This is a genomic window from Streptomyces sp. JNUCC 63, from assembly GCF_054366325.1.
In genome coordinates this window covers 5,968,640-5,989,182 of sequence record NZ_CM135963.1, presented here as the reverse complement: position 1 = coordinate 5,989,182, position 20,543 = coordinate 5,968,640, and the positions used below count along the sequence as shown (strand labels likewise).

Genomic DNA, 20,543 nt, shown 5'->3' with positions numbered 1-20,543 from the left:
GGACCCGCGGAACGGTCCGACCAGCCGTCCGCCCCTTCACAGAGAGGCCCGTGCATGCCGTACGCCCCGCAGCAGGCGGACATCGTGACCGCCGAACTGGACACGGCCCTGCGCGGCGGCCCCTTCCACGTGGCGCTGCGCGCCGCGATCGCCGCCCGCGGACTGCCGTTGCAGCGCGTGCAGCACCATCTGACGCGCTACGGGGTCAGGGTCGGGGTCACCAGTCTGAGCTACTGGCAGCAGGGCGCGCGGCGCCCGCAGCGGCCGGAGTCGCTGCGGGCGGTACGGGCCCTGGAGGAGATCCTGCGGTTGCCGGACGAGTCGCTGATCCGGCTGCTGGCCGAGGCCGAGGAGCGTCCGGGCGCGCGGCGGCCCGGTGTGCGCTCCTACCGCTCCCTCGTGGAGGCGTCGGACGTGCTGCGTGGGCTGCTGGCCGAGCTGGACTGCCCGCCCGGCAGCGGTCTGCACACGCTGGGGTACCACGAGCGGGTGCGGATCGGGACGCGCCGGGAGCTCGCCGAGCGCGAGTCCCAGCACATCGTGCGCGCCCACCGGGACGGTGTGGACCGCTTCGTGGCCGTCCACCACGGCGACCCGGGGTGCGTGCCGGAGCGGATGACCGTGCACGCCCTGGAGAACTGCCGTACGGGGCGGATTCGGCGGCACCACGGCACCGGGGTGCTGGTGGCCGAGCTGCTCTTCGACACCCGGCTGCGGGCCGGCGACACGTTCCTGTTCCGGTACGGCGTCGAGGACGGCACGGCCGGTGTGGCACGCGAGTGCGTCCGGGAGTTCGACTCGCCCGGCGGTCAGTACGCCCTTCAGGTGCGGTTCGACACCGGTGTCCTGCCGGTGCGCTGCCACCGGTTCACGCAGGCCTCGGCGGCGGCCCCGCGCGGCGGCCGTCAGGAACTGCCGGTGAGTGCGTGGCATCGCTCGGTCCACCTCGTGGAGGCGCGGGTGCGGTCGGGGATCGTGGGGATCGGCTGGGACTGGGAGTGAGCGGGCCGGGCCGGCGGCGACCGGCGGCCGTCAGGCGCCGGGCCCGGCGACGAGCTTGCCGCCCTGCGCGCGTATGGGCAGCTCGGGCAGCGGGACGGAGGCCGGGGACCGCACCACCTGGCCGGTGGTGGCGTCGAACTCGCTGCCGTGGCAGGGGCAGATCAGCCTCGTCCCCTCGAGCTTGTTGATCGGGCACTGCGCGTGCGTGCAGATCGAGCTGTACGCCTTCAGGGTGCCGTTGGCGTCCCGGCTGACCACCACGTTGTGGTCCCGGTACAGCTTGGCGCCGCCCTTGGGGACCTCGCTCTCGGCGCCGAGGTCGACCGGTGCGGTGGGCGTGGCGGGAGCGGAGGTGCCGCCCGGTCCGCAGGCGGTGAGCCCGAGCGCGGCGACGGGGGTGAGGGCCGCTCCGCGCAGGACGGTACGGCGGCTCGCGGAGGGACGGCCGGACATAAGGGTCTCCACTGGTCAAAGGGCTGGACACGCCGACGATACCCACCGGGGCCGACGTGGGCGGGGGCGGGTCGTCCCGACGTCGACGCGTGGGTCCGGCGTTTACCTCCGGCGCGGAATGGGATAGCTTCCCGGGCCCTGGGGCTTTCGTTCGGATCAGGCCGCGAGCCCGGCATGATCCGAACGAGAGGCCCTGACTGCCGAAAGGAACCGACTCGTGATCGTCGTCGCCGGTGAGGCCCTGATCGACCTGGTACCGCGGGGCACGGGCGCCCTCGCCGACCTCGGGCCGGCGCTCGGCGGCGGCCCGTACAACACGGCCGTCGCGCTGGGCCGCCTCGGTTCCCGTACGGCCTTCTGCTCCCGCCTGTCGTACGACGCCTTCGGTGAGGCGCTGCTCGGCGGGCTGCGGCGGGCCGGGGTGGACGTCTCGGGCGTGCAGCGCGGCGCTGAGCCGACCACGCTGGCGGTCGCCACGGTCGGCGCCGACGGCTCGGCCGCGTACTCGTTCTACGTCGACGGCACCGCCGACCGTCTGTTCACCGCGCCCGCCGAGCTGCCCACCGGGACCCGCGCGGTGTCCTTCGGCACCTGTTCGCTGGTCCTGGAGCCGGGTGCGAGCGCGTACGAGGAGCTGATGCGGAACGCGGCCGGGCAGGGCGTGTTCACCGCGCTGGACCCGAACATCCGGCCCGGTCTGATCGCGGACGCGGACGCCTACCGGGCGCGCTTCGCCGGCTGGCTGCCCTCGGTGTCGCTGCTGAAGCTGTCCGAGGAGGACGCGCGGTGGCTGGGCGGAACTCCGCGCGAGTGGCTGGCCGCCGGGCCGTCGGCCGTGGTGATCACCCACGGGGGCGACGGGCTCACCGCCCACACCAAGGACGGCGCCGAGCACTCCGTACCGGGCGAGAAGGTCGACGTCGTGGACACCATCGGCGCGGGCGACACCGTGAACGCGGCGCTGCTGCACGCGCTGTCCGTGCGGGACGCCCTTTCCCCCGAGGGCCTGGCCGGGCTGGGCGCCTCGGGCTGGACGGGGCTGCTGCGGTTCGCGGCCCGCGCGGCGGCGGCCACCTGCTCGCGCGCGGGCGCCGAGCCGCCGTACGCGGCGGAGGTCGGCGAGCCGTAGCAGCACCCGTCCGGGCGGTGGCTCAGGCCTTGCGGGCCCGGGTCGTCCTCTTGGCGGGTGCGGCCTTCCTGGTCACCGTGTTGTTGACGGCCTTGGCCGAGGACGCGGCGTCGCTGATGCTGTCCGGCCGCAGGATCTCGCGCAGGAACTTCCCGGTGTGGCTGGCGGGGACGCCGGCCACCTGCTCGGGTGTGCCCTCGGCGACGACCAGGCCGCCGCCGGCGCCGCCCTCGGGGCCCATGTCGACGACCCAGTCGGCGGTCTTGATCACGTCGAGGTTGTGCTCGATGACGATGACCGTGTTGCCCTTGTCGACCAGGCCGGACAGCACCTTGAGCAGCTTGCTGATGTCCTCGAAGTGCAGGCCGGTGGTGGGCTCGTCCAGGACGTAGACGGTGCGCCCGGTGGAGCGGCGCTGCAGCTCGCTGGCGAGCTTCACGCGCTGTGCCTCACCGCCGGACAGGGTGGTCGCGGACTGGCCGAGCCGGACGTAGCCCAGGCCGACGTCCTTGAGCGTCTTGAGGTGGCGGGAGATCGCCGGGACCGCCTCGAAGAACTCGGTCGCCTCCTCGATCGGCATGTTCAGCACGTCGGCGATGGACTTGCCCTTGTAGTGGACCTCCAGGGTCTCCCGGTTGTACCGGGCGCCGTGGCAGACCTCGCACGGCACGTAGACGTCCGGGAGGAAGTTCATCTCGATCTTGATGGTGCCGTCGCCCGCGCAGTTCTCGCAGCGGCCGCCCTTGACGTTGAAGGAGAAGCGGCCGGGCAGGTAGCCGCGGACCTTCGCCTCGGTGGTCTCCGCGAACAGCTTGCGGATGTGGTCGAACACACCGGTGTACGTCGCCGGGTTGGACCGCGGGGTGCGGCCGATGGGCGACTGGTCGACGTGCACCACCTTGTCGACGAGGTCGTCGCCGTCCACGCGCGTGTGCCGGCCGGGCACGTTCCGCGCGCCGTTGAGCTCGCGGGCCAGGTGTGTGTAGAGGATGTCGTTGACCAGGGTGGACTTGCCGGAGCCGGAGACGCCGGTGACGGCCGTGAACACGCCCAGCGGGAAGGACACGTCGATGTCCTTGAGGTTGTTCTCGCGGGCGCCGTGCACGGTGAGCTTCCGGGAGGGGTCGCGGGGGCGCCGGACGTCGGGCACCGGGATGGACCTCTTGCCCGACAGGTACTGGCCGGTGTGCGACTCGGCGTTGGCCAGCAGCTCCTTCAGGGAGCCGCTGTGCACGACCTTGCCGCCGTGCTCGCCCGCGCCGGGGCCGATGTCGACGATCCAGTCGGCGGTCTTGATGGTGTCCTCGTCGTGCTCGACGACGATGAGCGTGTTGCCCATGTCGCGCAACCGGACCAGGGTCTCGATCAGCCGGTGGTTGTCGCGCTGGTGCAGGCCGATGGACGGCTCGTCCAGGACGTACAGCACGCCGACGAGACCGGAGCCGATCTGGGTGGCCAGGCGGATGCGCTGGGCCTCGCCGCCGGAGAGCGTGCCGGCCGCGCGGTTCAGCGAGAGGTAGTCCAGGCCGACGTCGACCAGGAAGCGCAGCCGCTCGTTGACCTCCTTGAGCACGCGCTCGGCGATCTTCTTGTCGCGGGCGTCCAGCTTCAGCTCGCGCAGGAAGTCGGCGCAGTCGCTGATCGACATCGCGGAGATCTCGGCGATCGACTTGCCCATGAGCGTGACCGCGAGGACGACCGGCTTCAGGCGCGTGCCCTCACAGGCGGGACAGGGAACCTCGCGCATGTACCCCTCGAAGCGCTCGCGGCTCGCGTCGCTCTCGGCCTCGCTGTGGCGGCGCTTGACGAAGGGGACGGCGCCCTCGAAGGGCGTGGTGTAGACGCGCTCGCGCCCGTACCGGTTGCGGTAGCGGACCTCGACCTGCGTCTTGTGGCCGTACAGCAGGGCCTTCCTGGCGCGCTGCGGCAGGCCCGCGAAGGGGATGTCGGTGCGGAAGCCGAGGGCGTCGGCGAGGGCGCCGATCAGCCGGCCGAAGTACTCCTTGGTGTGCCCGTGCGACCAGGGGTGGATGGCGCCCTCGTCGAGGGTCTTCTCCTCGTCGGGGACGATCAGTTCGGGGTCGACCTCCATGCGCGTGCCGATGCCGGTGCACTCGGGGCAGGCGCCGAAGGGCGAGTTGAAGGAGAAGGAGCGGGGCTCCATCTCCTCGAAGGACAGGTCGTCGTACGGGCAGTACAGGTGCTCCGAGAACATCCGTTCGCGCTCGGGGTCGTCCTCGGGCAGGTCGACGAAGTCGAGCACGACCATGCCGCCCGAGAGGCCGAGGGCGGTCTCGACGGAGTCGGTGAGGCGGCGCTTGGCGCTGCCCTTGACGGTGAGGCGGTCGACGACCACCTCGATGGTGTGCTTCTCCTGCTTCTTCAGCGTGGGCGGGTGGGAGAGCTGGATGGTCTCGCCGTCCACGCGCGCGCGGGAGTAGCCCTTGGTCTGCAGGTCGGCGAAGAGGTCGACGAACTCGCCCTTGCGCTCGCGCACCAGCGGCGAGAGCACCTGGAAGCGGCTCCCCTCCGGCAGTTCCAGGACCTTGTCGACGATGGCCTGCGGCGACTGGCGGGAGATCGGGCGGCCGCACTCCGGGCAGTGCGGCTTGCCGATGCGGGCGAAGAGCAGGCGCAGGTAGTCGTAGACCTCGGTGATGGTGCCGACCGTCGAGCGCGGGTTGCGCGAGGTCGACTTCTGGTCGATGGAGACCGCCGGGGACAGGCCCTCGATGAAGTCGACGTCCGGCTTGTCCATCTGGCCGAGGAACTGGCGGGCGTACGAGGAGAGCGACTCCACGTAGCGCCGCTGGCCCTCGGCGAAGATGGTGTCGAAGGCCAGGGAGGACTTGCCCGACCCGGACAGGCCCGTGAAGACGATGAGCGAGTCCCGAGGCAGGTCGAGCGAGACGTTCTTCAGGTTGTGCTCGCGCGCGCCACGGACGATGAGACGGTCGGCCACGCCGGTCCGCACCTTTCTTGAGAGAAGTGACAGGGGCGGGGCCCCCGTGCTTTCTCAGACTAGGGGGAGCCACTGACAACGCCGGGCGGGTTTCCCGGATGTGCCCGGATGCTCAACAAATCCCGGCTCTCCGGCATGCCCGATGCCGCACTCGACCTTATAGGACGTGCATTCGATTTACGGGCGCGGTCTGCCGCCTTCACCCGATGGTGTGACCCGGCTAATGTCGGCGCCATGATTGATCACGCGCGCGACCTGGCATCTGTGCAGGACGCAACCGAGCGGCTGCTGACCGCAGTCGGCACCTTGGACAACGCGGCTGTGACCGAACAGTCACGGCTGCCCGGCTGGACCCGGGGCCACATCCTGGCCCACCTGGCCCGCAACGCGGACGCGCTGGTGAACGTCTTCGAGGGGCGTCCCATGTACGCCTCCGCCGAGACCCGGGACGCCGACATCGAGCGGGACGCCCCGCGCCCCCTCGGCGTGCAGCTCGCCGACGTACGCGAGAGCGCGGCCCGCCTGCGGCGGGTGGCGGCCGAGCCCGCGGACTGGTCCCGCACCGTGGAGCTGCGCAACGGCGTCACCGACTCCGCGTCCCGGGTGCCGTTCCGGCGCTGGGTGGAGGTGGAACTCCACCACGTGGACCTGGGGATCGGCTACGAGCTGGAGGACCTGCCGGCGGAGTTCGTCGAGCGGGAGATCGAGTTCCTGGCCCAGCGGTTCGCCGGGCACCCGGACGTGCCGCCCACCCGGCTGACGGACGGCACACGCGCGTGGGACACGGGTCAGGAGGCGGACGAGGCCGCCGTCACCGTCACGGGAGGCCGGGCGGACCTGCTCGGCTGGCTCGCGGGGCGCCGCGACGGATCCGCCCTGAAGGTGACGGGCGGCGCGCTTCCGGCGCTTCCACCGCTGTAGCCGCGTGCACGGTCCCCGGGCCGCTCCCCCGCTATAGGCTGACGACCATGACGTACAGCGGAGAGGTGAAGGTCGGCGGCCCGGCGGACGTGCACGAGCTGAAGGACCTGATGATCACCAAGATCGCGGTCGGCCCGATGGACAACAACGCCTATCTGCTGCGCTGCCGGGCCACGGACGAGCAGTTGCTGATCGACGCGGCGAACGACGCGCACACCCTGCTCGGCATGATCGGCGGCGACGGCATCGCCTCGGTCGTCACCACGCACCGGCACGCGGACCACTGGCAGGCGCTCGCGGAGGTCGTGGCGTCCACGCGCGCGCGTACATACGCGGGCCGGGACGACGCCGAGGGCATCCCCGTGCCGACCGACGTCCTCGTCGACGACGGCGACTCGATCCGGGTGGGCCAGGTGGAGCTCACCGCACGCCACCTCGTCGGCCACACCCCGGGCTCGATCGCGCTGGTCTACGACGATCCGCACGGGCACCCGCACGTGTTCACCGGGGACTGTCTCTTCCCCGGCGGAGTGGGGAACACCCGCAAGGACCCCAAGGCGTTCGCGAGTCTCATCCACGACGTCGAGACGAAGATCTTCGGCGTGCTCCCGGACGAGACGTGGGTGTACCCGGGCCACGGCAACGACACGACGCTGGGCGCGGAGCGCCCGTATCTTCCGGAGTGGCACGCGCGCGGGTGGTGAGCCGGCGTACGAGCGCCCCCTCGCACCCCGTGTGAACCCTTCGCACGCGCCGGTGGTACGCACCCGTCGGCCACTCGCCTCGGTGCGCGGTCAACTGACAGCAGCTCCGCACAGGATGACGGCTCCTGCGCGGTACGGGCCGCCGGTCCTCATTCCCCGCCCTCGGCCGGCGGCCCCTGGCGGCGGGCCGCCGGCCGAGGGCGGGGCGGTCGCGGTCTACGCGTCCGCCTGCCCCGCGCCGGCCAGTGCCGCCACCCGCTCCACCGCGAAGGCGTACCCCTGCACCCCGCACCCGGCGATGACGCCGTCGGCGCGCAGCGAGACATAGGAGTGGTGCCGGAACTGCTCGCGCTGGTGGATGTTGGAGATGTGGACCTCCACCACCGGCAGCCCGTCGCAGGTGTTGAGAGCATCCAGGATCGCCACGGAGGTGTGCGAGTAGGCGGCGGGGTTGATGACGATCCCGCAGTGGTTCAGCCGGGCCTCGTGGATCCAGTCGACCAGCTCTCCCTCGTGGTTGGACTGACGGAAGTCGACCGTGCCGCCGTGCGCGGCCGCCGCCTTGGCGCACAGCGCCTCGACGTCCGCGAGCGTGTCGGAGCCGTAGATCTCCGGCTGCCGCTGCCCGAGCAGGTTCAGGTTGGGCCCGTTGAGGACCATGATGGGCGCGGTCGCGAGGGTGCGGGCGGGGCGGGTCATATCGGGCCTCCGGTGAGATCGGTGCTTCGGTGGAGGTCTATCACGGAGCACCGGAGGCCCGTCCGCTGTTACGGATTGATCGCCAGTTCCAGATAGGCGGCCAGCAGCACCAGATGGACACCGCCCTGCAAGGGCGTGGCCCGCCCCGGGACCAGGGTGAGGGTGCCGACGACGATGGTCAGCGCGAGCAGCACCATATGGGTGGCGCCGAGGCCCAGGATCAGCGCCCCGGGCAGCCAGATCGACGCGATCGCCACCGTGGGGATGGTGAGGCCGATGCTGGCCATCGCCGAGCCGAGCCCGAGGTTGAGGCTGATCTGCACCCTGTCGCGGCGGGCGGCGCGCACCGCGGCGATCGTCTCCGGCAGCAGGATGAGCAGCGCGATGAGCACACCCACCACGGCGTGCGGCAGGCCGGCGCTGTCGATGGCGGTTTCGATGGTGGGCGACACGCCCTTGGCCAGGCCGACGACGCCCACAAGGGCCAGACCGAGCAGGCCCAGGCTGGTGAGAGCGACCCGGGTGGTGGGCTTTTCGATGTGCTCCGGGGCCGAGATGACCTCGCCCTGGCGGGTCAGGGGGAGGAAGTACGAGCGATGGCGCACGGTTTGGGTCGTGACGAACAGGCCGTAGAGCACCAGGGAGGCCAGCGCGGCGAAGATGAGCTGGGCCGGGGAGTATTCCGGTCCGGGCTTGCTGGTGGTGAAGGTCGGCAGCACGAGGCAGAGAGTGGCCAGGGTGGCGACCGTCGCGAGGGCCGCGCCGGAGCCCTCGGGATTGAAGACGGCGACCTTGTGACGCAGCGAGCCCACGAGCAGGCTCAGACCGACGATGCCGTTACAGGTGATCATCACCGCGGCGAACACGGTGTCGCGGGCGAGCGTGGCGCTCTTGTCACCGCCGTCGATCATCAAGGTCACGATGAGCGCGACCTCGATGACCGTGACGGCGACCGCGAGGATGAGGGAGCCGAAGGGCTCGCCCACCCGGTGGGCGACGATCTCGGCGTGGTGCACCGCGGCCAGGACCGAGCCGGCCAGGACCAGGGTCAGCAGTCCGACGATCCCACCGGGCAGGGAACGACCCCAGGTGAAGACCAGGAGGATGACCGCGAGCACCGGCGCAATGGTCGTCCACTGCGCCATGAGGAAGCCCCTGAACCGCGGGATCATGCCTCGATCCTTGCAGCGTCCTGGGTCCTTCGCATGCGCGGTGCCCGCTCGTGCGTCGTCCTGGCGATCAAGCATTCACATGGCCCTTCGTCTCGTCGTCGTGATGTTCCTGCACCTCCTCCGCCTCGGCCTGTTTCTTGGTGACCATCAGGCTGGTGACCGTGGTGACGGCCAGGACGGCGCAGATCACACCCAGAGAGACCGGAATGCTGATCTCCGGGACGTTGACGCCGGACTCGTGCAGCGCGTGCAGCACCAGCTTGACGCCGATGAAGCCGAGGATCACCGACAGTCCGTAGGACAGGTGGACCAGCTTCTTCAGCAGGCCGCCTATCAGGAAGTACAGCTGCCTGAGGCCCATCAGGGCGAAGGCGTTGGCGGTGAAGACGATGTACGGGTCCTGGGTCAGGCCGAAGATCGCGGGGATGGAGTCGAGGGCGAACAGGATGTCGGTGGTGCCGATCGCGAGCATCACGACCAGCATCGGCGTCATCACGCGCTTGCCGTTCTGCCGGATCCACAGCTTGGTGCCGTGGTAGCGGTCGGCCACGCCGAAGCGGCGCTCGGCCGCCTTGAGCAGCTTGTTCTCCTCGAACTCCTCCTCGTCGTCCCCGCCGGAGCGGGCCTCCTGGATGAGCTTCCAGGCGGTCCAGATCAGGAAGGCGCCGAAGATGTAGAACACCCACGAGAAGCTCGCGATGATCGCGGCTCCGGCGACGATGAAGCCGGCCCGCAGCACCAGGGCTATGAGGATGCCGACCAGCAGCACCCGCTGCTGGTACTTCGACGGCACGGCGAACTTCGCCATGATCAGGACGAAGACGAAGAGGTTGTCGACACTCAGCGACTTCTCGGTGATGAAGCCCGCGAAGAACTCGCCGGCCGGCCGGCCGCCGCCGAAGACGAACAGGCCGAGGCCGAAGAGACAGGCAAGCGCGCCCCAGACGACGGTCCAGATCCCGGCCTCTTTGACCGACACGTCATGCGGCTTGCGGCCGATGAAGAAGTCGACCGAGATGAGGGCCGCCAGGCCCCCGATGGTCAAGACCCACAGGGTCAGGGAAACATCCACAACGCCTCCGGCAGGTGTGTCGCTTGCAAATGACTTGGCGTCCTACTGCCGGAGGTCTCTTCCACCCGTGCGGCCGGGCGCGTGAGGCGCCGGGACCCAACGGGCCGACGCCCCGGGATCCGTCCGGATCCGTACTGACGGGACGCCGCACCAGACAGGGAATACTCCCCTCCGTACGAAGAAACTGTAACTGCTCCACCAAGGGAAGGTAAAGCAGTACACCAAGAAAGTTTCAAAAGCCCAGATCGGGCGGCTTTACCGTTCCTTGGACGTCTCGCCTTGTGGTCAGCGATTCCACTCACGGCGGGCCGCCGCGACCTGGGTGAGGACCAGGTGGAGCACCTGACTGCCCTGCGGAACCACCGGCGGCTCGTACGTCCAGGCGTGCCCGACCCAGGGGTCGGCGAGGTGGTCGTCGGGCACCGGGGTCAGTCGCAGCAGGGAACGCCACAGCGGGTCGAGCAAAGGACCGTAGGCGGCGGCGTCCTCGCGGTCGGCGACCATCATCAGGTGGACGCCCACGGCCGGGCCCTCGTCGGCGAGGTAGCGCAGCCGGGTCACGGCACGGTCGTCGAATCCGTGCGGGAAGTCGTTGACGATCAGCAGCTGCTCGGAGGTGTCGAAGCCGGGCGGCAGCGCGTCGGGGGCGCCCCCGCGCACGGCCATCTGCACCAGGTCGACCCGCTGGGTGAGCCTGCTCAGGACGTCCGCGACCCCGGCGGCGCCGGCCGCGGGCGGGCCCGCGAGCACGCCCGCCTGCACCAGGGGCGCGAGGGCCCGCGCCCCGGATCCGGCCGGGTCGATGACGTGGACGCCGAACTCGCCGGGCGGGTGGACGGCGAGCAGCCGGGCCGCGTGGGCCACGGCCGCCTCCATCGCCAGGCGGCGCACCTCTCCCTCGTCGGCGAACGACTCGTCGTCGGAGGCGGACGGCAGGTGGCCGCTGTCGATCCACAGTCCGCGCTGCAGCGGCAGCCGGACCAGCATCGGGATGCGCAGGGACGGGTTCTCCGGCAGGTGCAGGTCCCCGAGGCGTACGGCCATCGGTATCTCCATCGGCACCCGGTAGCCGTGCCAGACCGGGTTGTCCCAGCGCGCGTACGCCGGTGGCAGCGCCGGTTCGACGACCTCCGACTCGGCGGTGAGCTGGTCCAGGTCGCGGTCGAAGGCCGCCCTGGCCTGGTCGACGAGTTGCGCGTGCTTGGCGCGGGCCGCCTCCCGGGCGGTCTCGGCCCGCCCGCCGATACGGCTGCGCGGGTCGGCCAGTGCCTGGTCGATCTCCTTCTCCAGCCGCGACTCGGCGAAGTCCACGGCACTGCGATAGGCGGCCGTGGTCCGCGCCAGGTCCTCGAACATGCCCCACACCTGGTTGTAGAGCCGCTCGTCCATGGACCACCCGGTCGCGTCCCCGGCGACGGGCTGCGCGGGCGCGGTCGGCGGGGGCGTGGTCCGTCGTTGTGGGTGGCTGTAGTCGACCGAACCGCCCGTGGGCGTGGAGGGCGGGGGTACGGCCGCGGGGGCAGGGTCGGCCGGCTGCGGCGCCGGCTCTCCGGGCGCGGGCGGCGGTGGCGCCGCGCTCTGTCGCCGCGGGTGACGGTAGTCGACCGGGCCGCCCGCGGGGGCCGGGTTTCCGGAGTCCTCCGGCCCCGCAGCCTGCGGGGCTCCGTGGCCCGGAGAGGGCTGGTCCGGATACGGCGGCTGCGGCGCCGGCTGTCCGGAGCCACCGTAGGAAGCCACGGGCTGCGTCGGCATGTGGCCTGAGGAGACCGCCGGGTCGGCCTGATCCGGGCCCAAGGCCCGCGTCGGCGCCTGCCCAGAACGGTCACCATCCGCCGCACATGGCGAAGAGGCCGCCACCGGACCCGGCTGGTCCGAGCCCGAGACCCGCGCCGGCGCCTGCCCAGAGCGGTCGCCGTGCTGCGTGCGTGGTGGAGGGGGTGCTATCGAGCGGGCCAGGCCCTGGGTCACCGCTTCCTCCACGGCGGTTGCCAGGCGGTGGGGCTCGGGCAGGTGCTGGTCGGTGAGGAGTTCGGTGAGGCCGCCGGCGTAGCCCTGGCCCACCGCCCGTACTTTCCAGGCGTCCTTCCGGCGGTAGAGCTCCAGGGCGATCACGGCGGACTCCGCGTCCAGGCCGGTGACCGTGTAGGTGGCGAGTTCGGTGCCGTCCAGGGCCGTGACGGCGACGAAGGGGGCGGGGACCGCGCCGAAGCGGGCCGGGCCGTCGCCCGCCGTGGGCAGGGCGAGCAGGACGTCGACGCGGTGCACCGCCTCGGGCATGGCGGCCAGGTCGACGGCGAGCCGGTGGTCGGCGGCGGCCTGGCGGGAGACCTCCAGGCCCGGCAGCACGGGGGCGCCGGGGTGGACCACCCACTCGGCGCCCCGCACTCTGCCGCTGTCGTCGCTGAGCGTGGCCGCGGCCACGACCGGACTGCCGGCCGAGATCCGGATCTCCAGGCGGACCTCGGAGAGCGGGTGGTTCTGCCCCCGCACCAGCTCGGCCGTCATCGCCCTCGTCCCCCTGGTGTCGCTGGTGTCGCTGGTGTCGCTGGTGTCGTGATACTTACAGGTGCGGCAGGACGACCGGGATCAGGTCCTGGAAGGTACGGCCGTTGGCGGGGACGCCGAGAGCCGTCATCGTCCAGCCGCCGCCCGTGCGGTGCACCTTCGCCATGATCTGGGCGGTGTAGTTGCCGCCGCCCGCGAGGGTGTAGCGGGCGAGCTCCTGGCCGTTGGTCTCGTCGACCAGGCGGCAGAACGCGTTCTGCACCTCCTGGAACGTCTGGCCCGTGAAGGAGTTCACGGTGAACACGATCTGGTCGATGTGGACCGGCACGCGCTGCAGGTCGACGAGGATCGCCTCGTCGTCGCCGCCCTGACCGGCGCCGCCGACCAGGTTGTCACCGGTGTGCCGCACCGAGCCGTCGTCGCTCATCAGGTGCTGGAAGAAGACGACGTCGACGGGCTGCTTGTCGGCGAACAGCACGGCGGAGGCGTCGAGGTCGATCTCGCGCGTGCGCGAGCCGAACAGGCCACGGCGGGGCGCCGCCTGCCAGCCGAGACCCATACGGACCGCGGTCAGGCTGCCCCCGTCGTTCTTCTGCAGACTGATGGCCTGACCCTTGGTCAAGTTGACGGTCACGGCTGATACCCCTCTCGGACTACTCCCCTGTCGCCGCGGATTCCACGGCTTCCAAGAACCCTACGCAGAGGCGCGGACGTCGCCGCACACCGGTCCGCACATTGTGTCGGTCTTGCAACACAGCGCATCCGGTCCGCGCCCCCACCGGCCCTCCCACCACAAGGTGCGAGGTCAGGCCAGGCCCGCTTCGCGCATCTGGCGCAGTTCCTTCTTCATCTCCGCGACCTCGTCCCGCAACCGGGCCGCGACCTCGAACTGCAGATCGGCCGCGGCGGCGCGCATCCGCTCCGTCATCTCCTCGATCTGCTCGGCGAGTTCGGCCGCCGGCCGGTCGGTGGGCACCGTCTCCTTCGCCTTGCCCTTTGCGGACTTGGCCGGCTTGGCAGCGCCGGCGCCCTTCCCGCCGAGGGCCGGCACGGGGGCCTTGGCGCCCTTGCCGTCCTTCGTCTGCCGGTACCCGGTGCCGAGCAGCTGTTCGGTGTCGACCTCCTCTCGGGCGATCTGCGCGACGATGTCGTTGATCTTCTTGCGCAGCGGCTGCGGATCGATGCCGTTGGCCTTGTTGTACGCGACCTGCTTCTCCCGGCGGCGGTTGGTCTCCTCGATGGCCTTCTCCATCGCCGGGGTGATCTTGTCGGCGTACATATGGACCTGGCCGGAGACGTTGCGCGCGGCGCGGCCGATGGTCTGGATGAGCGAGGTGCCCGAGCGCAGGAAGCCCTCCTTGTCGGCGTCGAGGATCGCCACCAGGGACACCTCGGGCAGGTCCAGGCCCTCGCGCAGCAGGTTGATGCCGACCAGGACGTCGTACTCGCCGCTGCGCAGCTCGCGCAGCAGCTCGATCCGGCGCAGGGTGTCGACGTCGCTGTGCAGGTAGCGCACCTGGATGCCGAGCTCCAGGAAGTAGTCGGTCAGGTCCTCGGCCATCTTCTTGGTGAGCGTGGTGACCAGGACGCGCTCGTCCTTCTCCACGCGGCTCCGGATCTCGTGCACCAGGTCGTCGATCTGGCCCTCGGTGGGCTTGACGACGACCTGGGGGTCGACCAGGCCGGTGGGGCGGATGATCTGCTCGACCTGACCGTCGGAGCGCGACAGCTCGTACGGCCCGGGGGTCGCCGACAGGTACACCGTCTGGCCGATGCGCTCCTGGAACTCCTCCCACTTCAGCGGGCGGTTGTCCAGGGCGGAGGGGAGCCGGAAGCCGTGCTCCACGAGGGTGCGCTTGCGGGAGGCGTCGCCCTCGTACATCGCGCCGATCTGGGGAACGGTGACGTGCGACTCGTCGATGACGAGCAGGAAGTCCTCCGGGAAGTAGTCCAGCAGCGTGTGGGGCGGGGTACCCGGCGCGCGGTCGTCGAAGTGCATCGAGTAGTTCTCCACGCCGGAGCAGGTGCCGATCTGGCGGAGCATCTCGACGTCGTACGTGGTGCGCATGCGCAGCCGCTGGGCCTCCAGCAGCTTGCCCTGCTTCTCCAGCTCGGCCAGGCGCTCGGCCAGCTCCTTCTCGATGCCGTTGATCGCCCGCTCCATGCGCTCGGGGCCGGCGATGTAGTGCGAGGCCGGGAAGACGTACAGCTGCCGGTCGTCGCTGATGATCTCGCCGGTGATCGGGTGCAGCGTGGACAGCGCCTCGATCTCGTCGCCGAACATCTCGATGCGGACGGCCAGCTCCTCGTAGACCGGGAAGATCTCGATGGTGTCGCCGCGCACCCGGAAGGTGCCGCGGGTGAAGGACATGTCGTTGCGCGCGTACTGGATGTCCACGAAGCGGCGCAGCAGCTCGTCCCGGTCGATCTCGTCGCCGACCCGGAGGGGGACCATGCGGTCCACGTACTCCTGCGGTGTGCCGAGGCCGTAGATGCAGGAGACGGAGGCGACCACGATGACGTCGCGGCGGGTGAGCAGCGAGTTGGTCGCGGAGTGGCGCAGGCGCTCGACCTCCTCGTTGATCGAGGAGTCCTTCTCGATGTAAGTGTCCGACTGGGGGACGTAGGCCTCGGGCTGGTAGTAGTCGTAGTACGAGACGAAGTACTCGACCGCGTTGTTCGGCAGGAGTTCGCGGAACTCGTTGGCCAGCTGGGCGGCCAGCGTCTTGTTGGGCGCCATGACGAGGGTCGGGCGCTGGAGCTTCTCTATCATCCACGCGGTGGTGGCGGACTTGCCGGTGCCGGTGGCGCCGAGCAGGACGACGTCCTTCTCGCCCGCCTGGATGCGCCGGGCGAGCTCGTCGATGGCCTGCGGCTGGTCGCCGCTGGGCCGGTAGGGGCTGACGACCTCGAAGGGCGCCACCGTGCGTTCGATGTGTGAGACGGGCCGCATGACATCCACCGTACGACCCGCCACTGACAACGGGTCCTGATCAGCGGTTCTGCGGGGTGCGGAAGCGTTCGCGGGCCAGGTCGCGGTGCTGGGTGCGGGCAGGGTCGCGGCGGGTGCGGGACAGGGAGCGGCGGGTGGCGTGGGAGGCGGGTCCGCCGGCCGGGACGCCCGGCTTGTGCTCGGCGGGGGCCCAGTCGGGCCCGCCCATGACCGCCTGGCGGTCGAACAGGACGACGGCACCGGCGAGCAGCAGGAAGGTGAGCGGGCCGACCATCATCGGCGCGAGCAGGGCGGCCGGCGACTCGCCGGCGGTGGGGGTGCCGCCGGTGCTGTGCAGGTGGACGCTGACGGCGGCCATGCCGGTGTAGTGCATACCGCTGACGGCGAGGCCCATGACCAGGCTCGCGCCGACGCTCCACAGCGGTCCCCTGACCTGTCCGGCCGCCCAGAGGGCGGCGGTGGCGGCGACGACGGCGATGACGACGGAGGCGGCGACGGTGAGGGTGTTGTACTCCAGGGTGCCGTTGAGCCGCATTCCGGCCATGCCCAGATAGTGCATGGTGGCGATGCCCAGGCCGGTGATCGTGCCGCCGGTGAACAGCGCGGAGCCGGTCGCGCCCTTGTAGCCGACGATGAAGATCCCGACGCCCACCATGACGATGGCCACGGCCAGGCTCGCGTACGTCGTCGGCCGGTCGTAGTGGACGGGCGCCTCCTCGACGGTGAAGCCGATCATCGCCACGAAGTGCATGGTCCATATGCCGGAGCCGATCGCCGCCGAGGCCAGGGCGAGCCAGCCGGGGCGCCAGGAGTTCGCGACCAGCAGGGCGCGGGTGGTACAGCGCAGGCCGAGGGCCCCGCCCAGGCAGGCCATGACACAGGCCACCACCGGGGTGACGAGCCCGTAGCTGAATCCGTCGACCGTGCCCTGCATGCGCGGCTGCCCTTCCGCCCTCTGAAGTCCCGGAATATCGCGATATGCCCCCCGTCCCAGGACCGCCACGCGGTCAGGGCTGACGCAGAGAGTATGACTCCCCCGGATCGGCCGACCGATTTTGCGGCAAAGAAACACGCCCTCGCCGCAGATGTGTGGCAACGGTGGGCACGCGGGGGGTCAACTCCGTGCACACCGTGATCTCCGTACGCCCGCGCCCCATCGGCCACCTGCTGCCACTCTTGTGCTGTCCGTGATCGTCCTGTCGCGAGGAGTACACATGCGCGCACGTGCAGTTGCCGCCACGACCACCGTGCTGGTGGGGACCACCCTGCTGTTGCCCGCGTCCGAGGTACGGGCCGCCGGAACCCGTGAACGGCCCCCTGTGGTCGTCGCACACCGGGGCGCATCCGCCTACGCCCCGGAGAACACCCTGCCCGCCATCGACAAGGCCGCCGCGCTCGGCTTCTCCTGGGTGGAGAACGACGTGCAGCGCACCAAGGACGGCCGGCTCGTGGTCGTCCACGACGACAGCCTGCAGCGGACGACCAATGCCAAGAAGGTCTTTCCCGGCCGGGCGCCGTGGAAGGTGAAGGACTTCACCGCCGCGGAGATCGCCCGTCTGGACGCGGGCAGCTGGTTCTCCCCCGCGTACGCGGGCACGCGCGTGCCGACGCTGGAGCAGTACCTGCGCCGGGTCGGGCACAACCACGAGAAGCTGCTGCTGGAGATCAAGAACCCCCAGCTGTACCCGGGCATCGAGCGGCAGATCCTGAAGCAGCTCGCCAACGACGGCTGGCTCGACCAGCGGCATCTGGCGGACCGGCTGATCGTGCAGAGCTTCAGCGCGGACAGCCTGCGGATCGTGCACGATCTGAAGCCCGCAGTCCGGACCGGCTTCCTCGGCCGTCCGGCCGTGTCGGACCTGAAGCGGTACGCCGCCTTCGCGGACCTGGTCAACCCGTCCTACGGCACGATCTCCGCGGACTACGTGAAGGCCGTCCACGCCCATGTCGGGCCGCACCACAAGTCGCTGAAGGTCTTCGCCTGGACGGTGAACGACGCCGCCCACGCCCGGACCGTCGCCGGGTACGGCGTGGACGGGGTCATCACGAACAAGCCGGACGTGGTGCGGGCGGCGCTCGGCGGTGCGTGAGCGGCCCGGGGGCGTTGTCAGTGGCGGGTCGTACCGTAATCGCATGGACAGCCACGAGCGGAACGAACAGGTCGTGTGGGCCGTCGTCGACACCGGCATCGGCCCCCTGCTGCTGGCCGCGACCCGCGAGGGCCTGGTCAACGTCGTGTTCCACGCCACCGACGCGATACGGGACCGGGCGCTGGCCCGGCTGGCGTCCCGGCTGGGCGGGGAGCCGGTCGAGGAGCCAGGCTCCCCGCTGCTCGCGGAGCCGATACGCCAGGTCCAGGCGTACTTCGCGGGCGAGCGGCGCGACTTCGAGCTGCCGTTGGACTGGTCGCTGATCTCGGGCTTCAACCGGCAGGTGCTGCGCGAGCTGGCGTCGGGCGTGCCGTACGGCACGGTCGTCGGGTACGGCGATCTCGCCGAGCGGGTCGGGCAGCCCGGTGCCGCGCAGGCGGTGGGCGTGGCGATGGGCTCCAATCCGCTGCCGGTGGTGGTGCCGTGCCACCGGGTGGTCGAGAGCGACGGGGGCATCGGCGGATTCGGGGGCGGGCTGGAGACCAAGCGGAGGCTGCTCGCGCTGGAGGGGGTGCTGCCCGAGCCGCTGTTCTGAGGTGCCGGCTCGTCCAGGGGTCTCTGCTCGTCTAGTCGTAGTGACGGACCTCGAAGATGTTCCCGTCGGGGTCGCGGAAGTAGAAGCTGCGCTTGGCGTTGCCGCGCGCGCCGTAGGAGTCGTGGGAGAAGTCGGTCACGGGGACGTCGTGCTCCTGAAGGCGGGTGCGCAGGGCGTCGAAGGCGTCGGCGGGCAGGGACAGGCAGACGTGGTTCACCGGGTGGCCCGCGCTGTCCGCGGCGCCGGGGAGCATGTTCATGCCGCGCACCATGTCGTGCGGGGCGAGGTCGAGGATCGTCTCCTCGTTGAGGCGTACGGAGGGGAAGGAGACCTTGCCGGCGGCGAACTCGTCGATCCGTAGCGGCTCCAGGCCGACGGTCTTCTCGTAGAAGCCGGCGGCGGCGACCGGGTCGCGCACCCATAGGACGACGTGGTCGAGGCGTGGTGTGTTGTCCGTCATGGCGTCCAGGCTGGGGGCATGTCGTGCGGGTCGCAAGGGTTTGACGGTGCGCGTCCCTGCCGGGGGCGTGCCCCGGCTTTGCCCACCCGGCCCGCCCGTCTCGGCAGGGAGAGAGGTCCCGTCCCTGGGGCTCCGCCCCAGACCCCCGCGGGGGCTCCGCCCCCGCACCCCTGGCTCGACCTACCCCACCCGCCCGTCTCGGCAGGGAGAGGAGAGAGGCCCCGTCCCTGGGGCCCCACCCCGGACCCCCGCGGGGACTCCGCCCCCCGCGCCCAGCAGGGCTCCACCGGTGCCTACCCCTTGGTTCCCCACGCCGAGATCATCGGGGCCGTGGCCAGGTCCATCGTGCCGGTGGCCACGTTGGCCAGGTGCTGGTCGATCTCCTCCTCCGTGGCCAGGCCCGCGGTGACGAGGCGGGTGCGGATCTGGCGGATCGTGGCGGACTCCAGGGCGGCGCAGGCCGGGGAGGCGAGGGGGAAGTAGGCGTCGGCCTCGACCTGGTGCAGGCCGGCCTCGCGCAGCAGGCGGGGGAGCTTGCGGCCGTAGGAGAGGTCGGCGCCGTGGTCGGCCAGCAGTTGGCGGAAGCCGCGGCGGAGCCGGTTGGCCAGTTCCTGCGCCGGGCCGTGTTCGTCGGGGCAGGGCAGGGGCTGGAGCGCGGGGTCGGCGTCCTCCAGCAGCAGCCGTCCGCCGGGCCGCAGCGCCTTGGCCATGGACCGCAGGGCCCGTTCCCGGTCCGGCACATGGACCAGGACGAGCCGGGCGTGCACGAGGTCGAAGTCCTCCTCCGGCGGCTCCTCGGCGCCCACGTCGTGCACCCGCACCTCGACCGGCGGGCGAGCGGCTCCGGCGACCAGCGAGGTGTCGATGTCGGTCGCGACGACCCTGCCGGTGGGCCCGACCCGCTCGGCCAGCCAGGAGACGACGGAGGTGCCGCCGGCGCCGACCTCCCAGCAGCGCCAGCCCGGCCCCACGCCCAGTTCTTCCAGGTGGCGGAAGGTGGTGGGGTCGAAAAGCGTCTCGAAGGCGTCGAAGCGTTCGCCCGCCTCGGTCTGCCGGTTGTCGAGCAGATAGCCGTCGTCGTGCGTCGTCATGACCGGATTGTCTCAACCGTTCCAGGCCGGATGGCGTGGGTCGTCCGCGCGTACCAGAACGTCGGCGGTGGCGGACGGGACGGTTTCGGTCTCGTAGCGTTCGAAGGCGGGCAGTGTCCAGTGCTCCGCCTCGGGGGTGCGGCGGCGCAGGGCGCCCGGGGAGAGGAGGAGGTGGACGGTCAGGTCGAAGGGGAACCAGTGGCGCAGCAGGAGGGGGCCGTGCAGCAGGAGCAGGGCGCCGGGCGGGAGCTGGACGTAGGAACTGCGGGTGGCGCGGTCGGTGACCGGGTCCCACAGGTCGGGCAGGACGCGGCCGTCACCGCCGGGTTCGAGGGGGCCGAAGACCTCGCGCCACAGGGCGCCGGTGTCGAGCCAGCCGTCGTAGTAGGAGTCCACGTCCCGGTGGCCGTGTTCCAGGCGGAGGGAGGCCGGGCGCAGGAAGCCCTCGGTGCCGACGACCAGCGAGGGCCGGCCGAGCGGGCGCAGCGTCTCGGCGACGCGTTCGGCGAGGCCGCCGGGGTGGACGGCGGGGGCGCCGTCGAAGGCGACGCGCGGCCAGGGGCTGCCGTCGCCGGGCTTCAGATCGAGCAGACGCTCGGCGAGGCGGTCGGCGAGCCGTTCCCAGGTGATCGCTTGAAGTCGCACACCGCCCATGATGCGGCAGGCCGTGCCGTGCCCCACGGTGCTCTGTGCGGGCACTGCGCGCACGCTGCCCGCCGACGTATCGTGGCCGGG

Annotated in this window: 18 protein-coding genes; 6 read left to right on the top strand and 12 right to left on the bottom strand. The window is 71.2% G+C overall.

Going from position 1 to position 20,543, the window contains the following annotated elements:
• The first annotated feature begins 54 nt into the window (after positions 1-54).
• Complete coding sequence (locus ACX25U_RS27510; RefSeq protein WP_454383868.1) at positions 55-1,002, top strand: hypothetical protein; 948 nt, start codon at positions 55-57, stop codon at positions 1,000-1,002.
• Positions 1,003-1,032: 30 nt separating this feature from the next.
• Here ACX25U_RS27510 and ACX25U_RS27505 read toward each other — a convergent pair whose 3' ends face one another.
• Entirely contained in the window at positions 1,033-1,455 is a 423-nt protein-coding gene (locus ACX25U_RS27505) for a Rieske 2Fe-2S domain-containing protein (RefSeq protein ID WP_454383867.1), read from the bottom strand.
• Between the two features lie 217 nt (positions 1,456-1,672).
• Here ACX25U_RS27505 and ACX25U_RS27500 point away from each other — a divergent pair, with 217 nt between their 5' ends.
• On the top strand, positions 1,673-2,584 hold the full coding sequence (locus ACX25U_RS27500; RefSeq protein WP_454383866.1) for a carbohydrate kinase family protein: 912 nt from the start codon (positions 1,673-1,675) through the stop codon (positions 2,582-2,584).
• A gap of 22 nt (positions 2,585-2,606) precedes the next feature.
• On the opposite strand, the gene uvrA is transcribed toward ACX25U_RS27500, so the two are convergent.
• Positions 2,607-5,546, bottom strand: coding sequence for an excinuclease ABC subunit UvrA (gene uvrA, locus ACX25U_RS27495; protein WP_454383865.1), 2,940 nt, complete (start codon positions 5,544-5,546; stop codon positions 2,607-2,609).
• Between the two features lie 234 nt (positions 5,547-5,780).
• Here uvrA and ACX25U_RS27490 point away from each other — a divergent pair, with 234 nt between their 5' ends.
• Both ACX25U_RS27490 and ACX25U_RS27485 read left to right on the top strand, forming a co-directional pair.
• Positions 5,781-6,467 carry a maleylpyruvate isomerase family mycothiol-dependent enzyme gene (locus ACX25U_RS27490; RefSeq protein WP_454383864.1) on the top strand — a complete coding sequence of 229 codons (687 nt, stop codon included), beginning with the start codon at positions 5,781-5,783 and terminating at the stop codon, positions 6,465-6,467.
• Between the two features lie 47 nt (positions 6,468-6,514).
• Positions 6,515-7,171: an MBL fold metallo-hydrolase gene (locus ACX25U_RS27485; protein WP_454383863.1), complete on the top strand. Its 657-nt coding sequence runs from the start codon at positions 6,515-6,517 to the stop codon at positions 7,169-7,171.
• Positions 7,172-7,387: 216 nt separating this feature from the next.
• Here the strand turns inward: ACX25U_RS27485 and aroQ are convergent, their stop codons facing one another.
• The 7 genes from aroQ to ACX25U_RS27450 all read right to left on the bottom strand — a co-directional run bounded on the left by aroQ (position 7,388) and on the right by ACX25U_RS27450 (position 16,506).
• A complete protein-coding gene (gene aroQ / locus ACX25U_RS27480; protein WP_454383862.1) occupies positions 7,388-7,870 on the bottom strand; it encodes a type II 3-dehydroquinate dehydratase in 483 nt (160 codons plus the stop codon).
• Between the two features lie 68 nt (positions 7,871-7,938).
• Positions 7,939-9,042 (bottom strand): calcium:proton antiporter, encoded by a 1,104-nt coding sequence (locus ACX25U_RS27475; protein ID WP_454383861.1) that lies wholly within the window; start codon positions 9,040-9,042, stop codon positions 7,939-7,941.
• A gap of 67 nt (positions 9,043-9,109) precedes the next feature.
• The gene (locus tag ACX25U_RS27470) at positions 9,110-10,114 is read right to left on the bottom strand and encodes a TerC family protein (RefSeq protein WP_454383860.1); all 1,005 of its coding nucleotides are present in this window, start codon (positions 10,112-10,114) and stop codon (positions 9,110-9,112) included.
• Positions 10,115-10,399: 285 nt separating this feature from the next.
• Positions 10,400-12,619, bottom strand: a complete 2,220-nt coding sequence (locus ACX25U_RS27465) for a TerD family protein (RefSeq protein WP_454383859.1) — start codon at positions 12,617-12,619, stop codon at positions 10,400-10,402.
• 55 nt (positions 12,620-12,674) lie between these two features.
• Positions 12,675-13,253 carry a TerD family protein gene (locus ACX25U_RS27460; RefSeq protein WP_454383858.1) on the bottom strand — a complete coding sequence of 193 codons (579 nt, stop codon included), beginning with the start codon at positions 13,251-13,253 and terminating at the stop codon, positions 12,675-12,677.
• A 171-nt stretch (positions 13,254-13,424) separates the two neighbouring features.
• Positions 13,425-15,572 carry an excinuclease ABC subunit UvrB gene (gene uvrB, locus ACX25U_RS27455; RefSeq protein ID WP_454383857.1) on the bottom strand — a complete coding sequence of 716 codons (2,148 nt, stop codon included), beginning with the start codon at positions 15,570-15,572 and terminating at the stop codon, positions 13,425-13,427.
• A gap of 40 nt (positions 15,573-15,612) precedes the next feature.
• Positions 15,613-16,506, bottom strand: coding sequence for an MHYT domain-containing protein (locus tag ACX25U_RS27450; protein WP_454383856.1), 894 nt, complete (start codon positions 16,504-16,506; stop codon positions 15,613-15,615).
• Positions 16,507-16,786: 280 nt separating this feature from the next.
• On the opposite strand from ACX25U_RS27450, the gene ACX25U_RS27445 reads away from it, so the two are divergent.
• Positions 16,787-17,662 (top strand): glycerophosphodiester phosphodiesterase, encoded by an 876-nt coding sequence (locus ACX25U_RS27445; RefSeq protein WP_454383855.1) that lies wholly within the window; start codon positions 16,787-16,789, stop codon positions 17,660-17,662.
• 43 nt (positions 17,663-17,705) lie between these two features.
• Complete coding sequence (locus ACX25U_RS27440) at positions 17,706-18,257, top strand: methylated-DNA--[protein]-cysteine S-methyltransferase (protein WP_454383854.1); 552 nt, start codon at positions 17,706-17,708, stop codon at positions 18,255-18,257.
• 31 nt (positions 18,258-18,288) lie between these two features.
• On the opposite strand, the gene ACX25U_RS27435 is transcribed toward ACX25U_RS27440, so the two are convergent.
• From ACX25U_RS27435 to ACX25U_RS27425, 3 genes are all read right to left on the bottom strand, one after another.
• Complete coding sequence (locus ACX25U_RS27435) at positions 18,289-18,717, bottom strand: VOC family protein (protein WP_454383853.1); 429 nt, start codon at positions 18,715-18,717, stop codon at positions 18,289-18,291.
• A 293-nt stretch (positions 18,718-19,010) separates the two neighbouring features.
• Complete coding sequence (locus ACX25U_RS27430; protein WP_454383852.1) at positions 19,011-19,808, bottom strand: methyltransferase domain-containing protein; 798 nt, start codon at positions 19,806-19,808, stop codon at positions 19,011-19,013.
• 12 nt (positions 19,809-19,820) lie between these two features.
• A complete protein-coding gene (locus ACX25U_RS27425) occupies positions 19,821-20,462 on the bottom strand; it encodes a uridine kinase (RefSeq protein WP_454394539.1) in 642 nt (213 codons plus the stop codon).
• Between the last annotated feature and the right edge of the window lie 81 nt (positions 20,463-20,543).

Coding starts and splice junctions, on each gene's coding strand:
- ACX25U_RS27425 (WP_454394539.1), bottom strand. CDS start 20,462: ATGGGCGGTGTGCGACTTCAAGCGATCACCTGGGAACGGCTCGCCGAC.
- ACX25U_RS27465 (WP_454383859.1), bottom strand. CDS start 12,619: ATGACGGCCGAGCTGGTGCGGGGGCAGAACCACCCGCTCTCCGAGGTC.
- ACX25U_RS27505 (WP_454383867.1), bottom strand. CDS start 1,455: ATGTCCGGCCGTCCCTCCGCGAGCCGCCGTACCGTCCTGCGCGGAGCG.
- ACX25U_RS27440 (WP_454383854.1), top strand. CDS start 17,706: ATGGACAGCCACGAGCGGAACGAACAGGTCGTGTGGGCCGTCGTCGAC.
- ACX25U_RS27445 (WP_454383855.1), top strand. CDS start 16,787: ATGCGCGCACGTGCAGTTGCCGCCACGACCACCGTGCTGGTGGGGACC.
- ACX25U_RS27430 (WP_454383852.1), bottom strand. CDS start 19,808: ATGACGACGCACGACGACGGCTATCTGCTCGACAACCGGCAGACCGAG.
- ACX25U_RS27510 (WP_454383868.1), top strand. CDS start 55: ATGCCGTACGCCCCGCAGCAGGCGGACATCGTGACCGCCGAACTGGAC.
- ACX25U_RS27490 (WP_454383864.1), top strand. CDS start 5,781: ATGATTGATCACGCGCGCGACCTGGCATCTGTGCAGGACGCAACCGAG.
- ACX25U_RS27485 (WP_454383863.1), top strand. CDS start 6,515: ATGACGTACAGCGGAGAGGTGAAGGTCGGCGGCCCGGCGGACGTGCAC.
- ACX25U_RS27450 (WP_454383856.1), bottom strand. CDS start 16,506: ATGCAGGGCACGGTCGACGGATTCAGCTACGGGCTCGTCACCCCGGTG.
- aroQ (WP_454383862.1), bottom strand. CDS start 7,870: ATGACCCGCCCCGCCCGCACCCTCGCGACCGCGCCCATCATGGTCCTC.
- uvrB (WP_454383857.1), bottom strand. CDS start 15,572: ATGCGGCCCGTCTCACACATCGAACGCACGGTGGCGCCCTTCGAGGTC.
- ACX25U_RS27435 (WP_454383853.1), bottom strand. CDS start 18,717: ATGACGGACAACACACCACGCCTCGACCACGTCGTCCTATGGGTGCGC.
- ACX25U_RS27475 (WP_454383861.1), bottom strand. CDS start 9,042: ATGATCCCGCGGTTCAGGGGCTTCCTCATGGCGCAGTGGACGACCATT.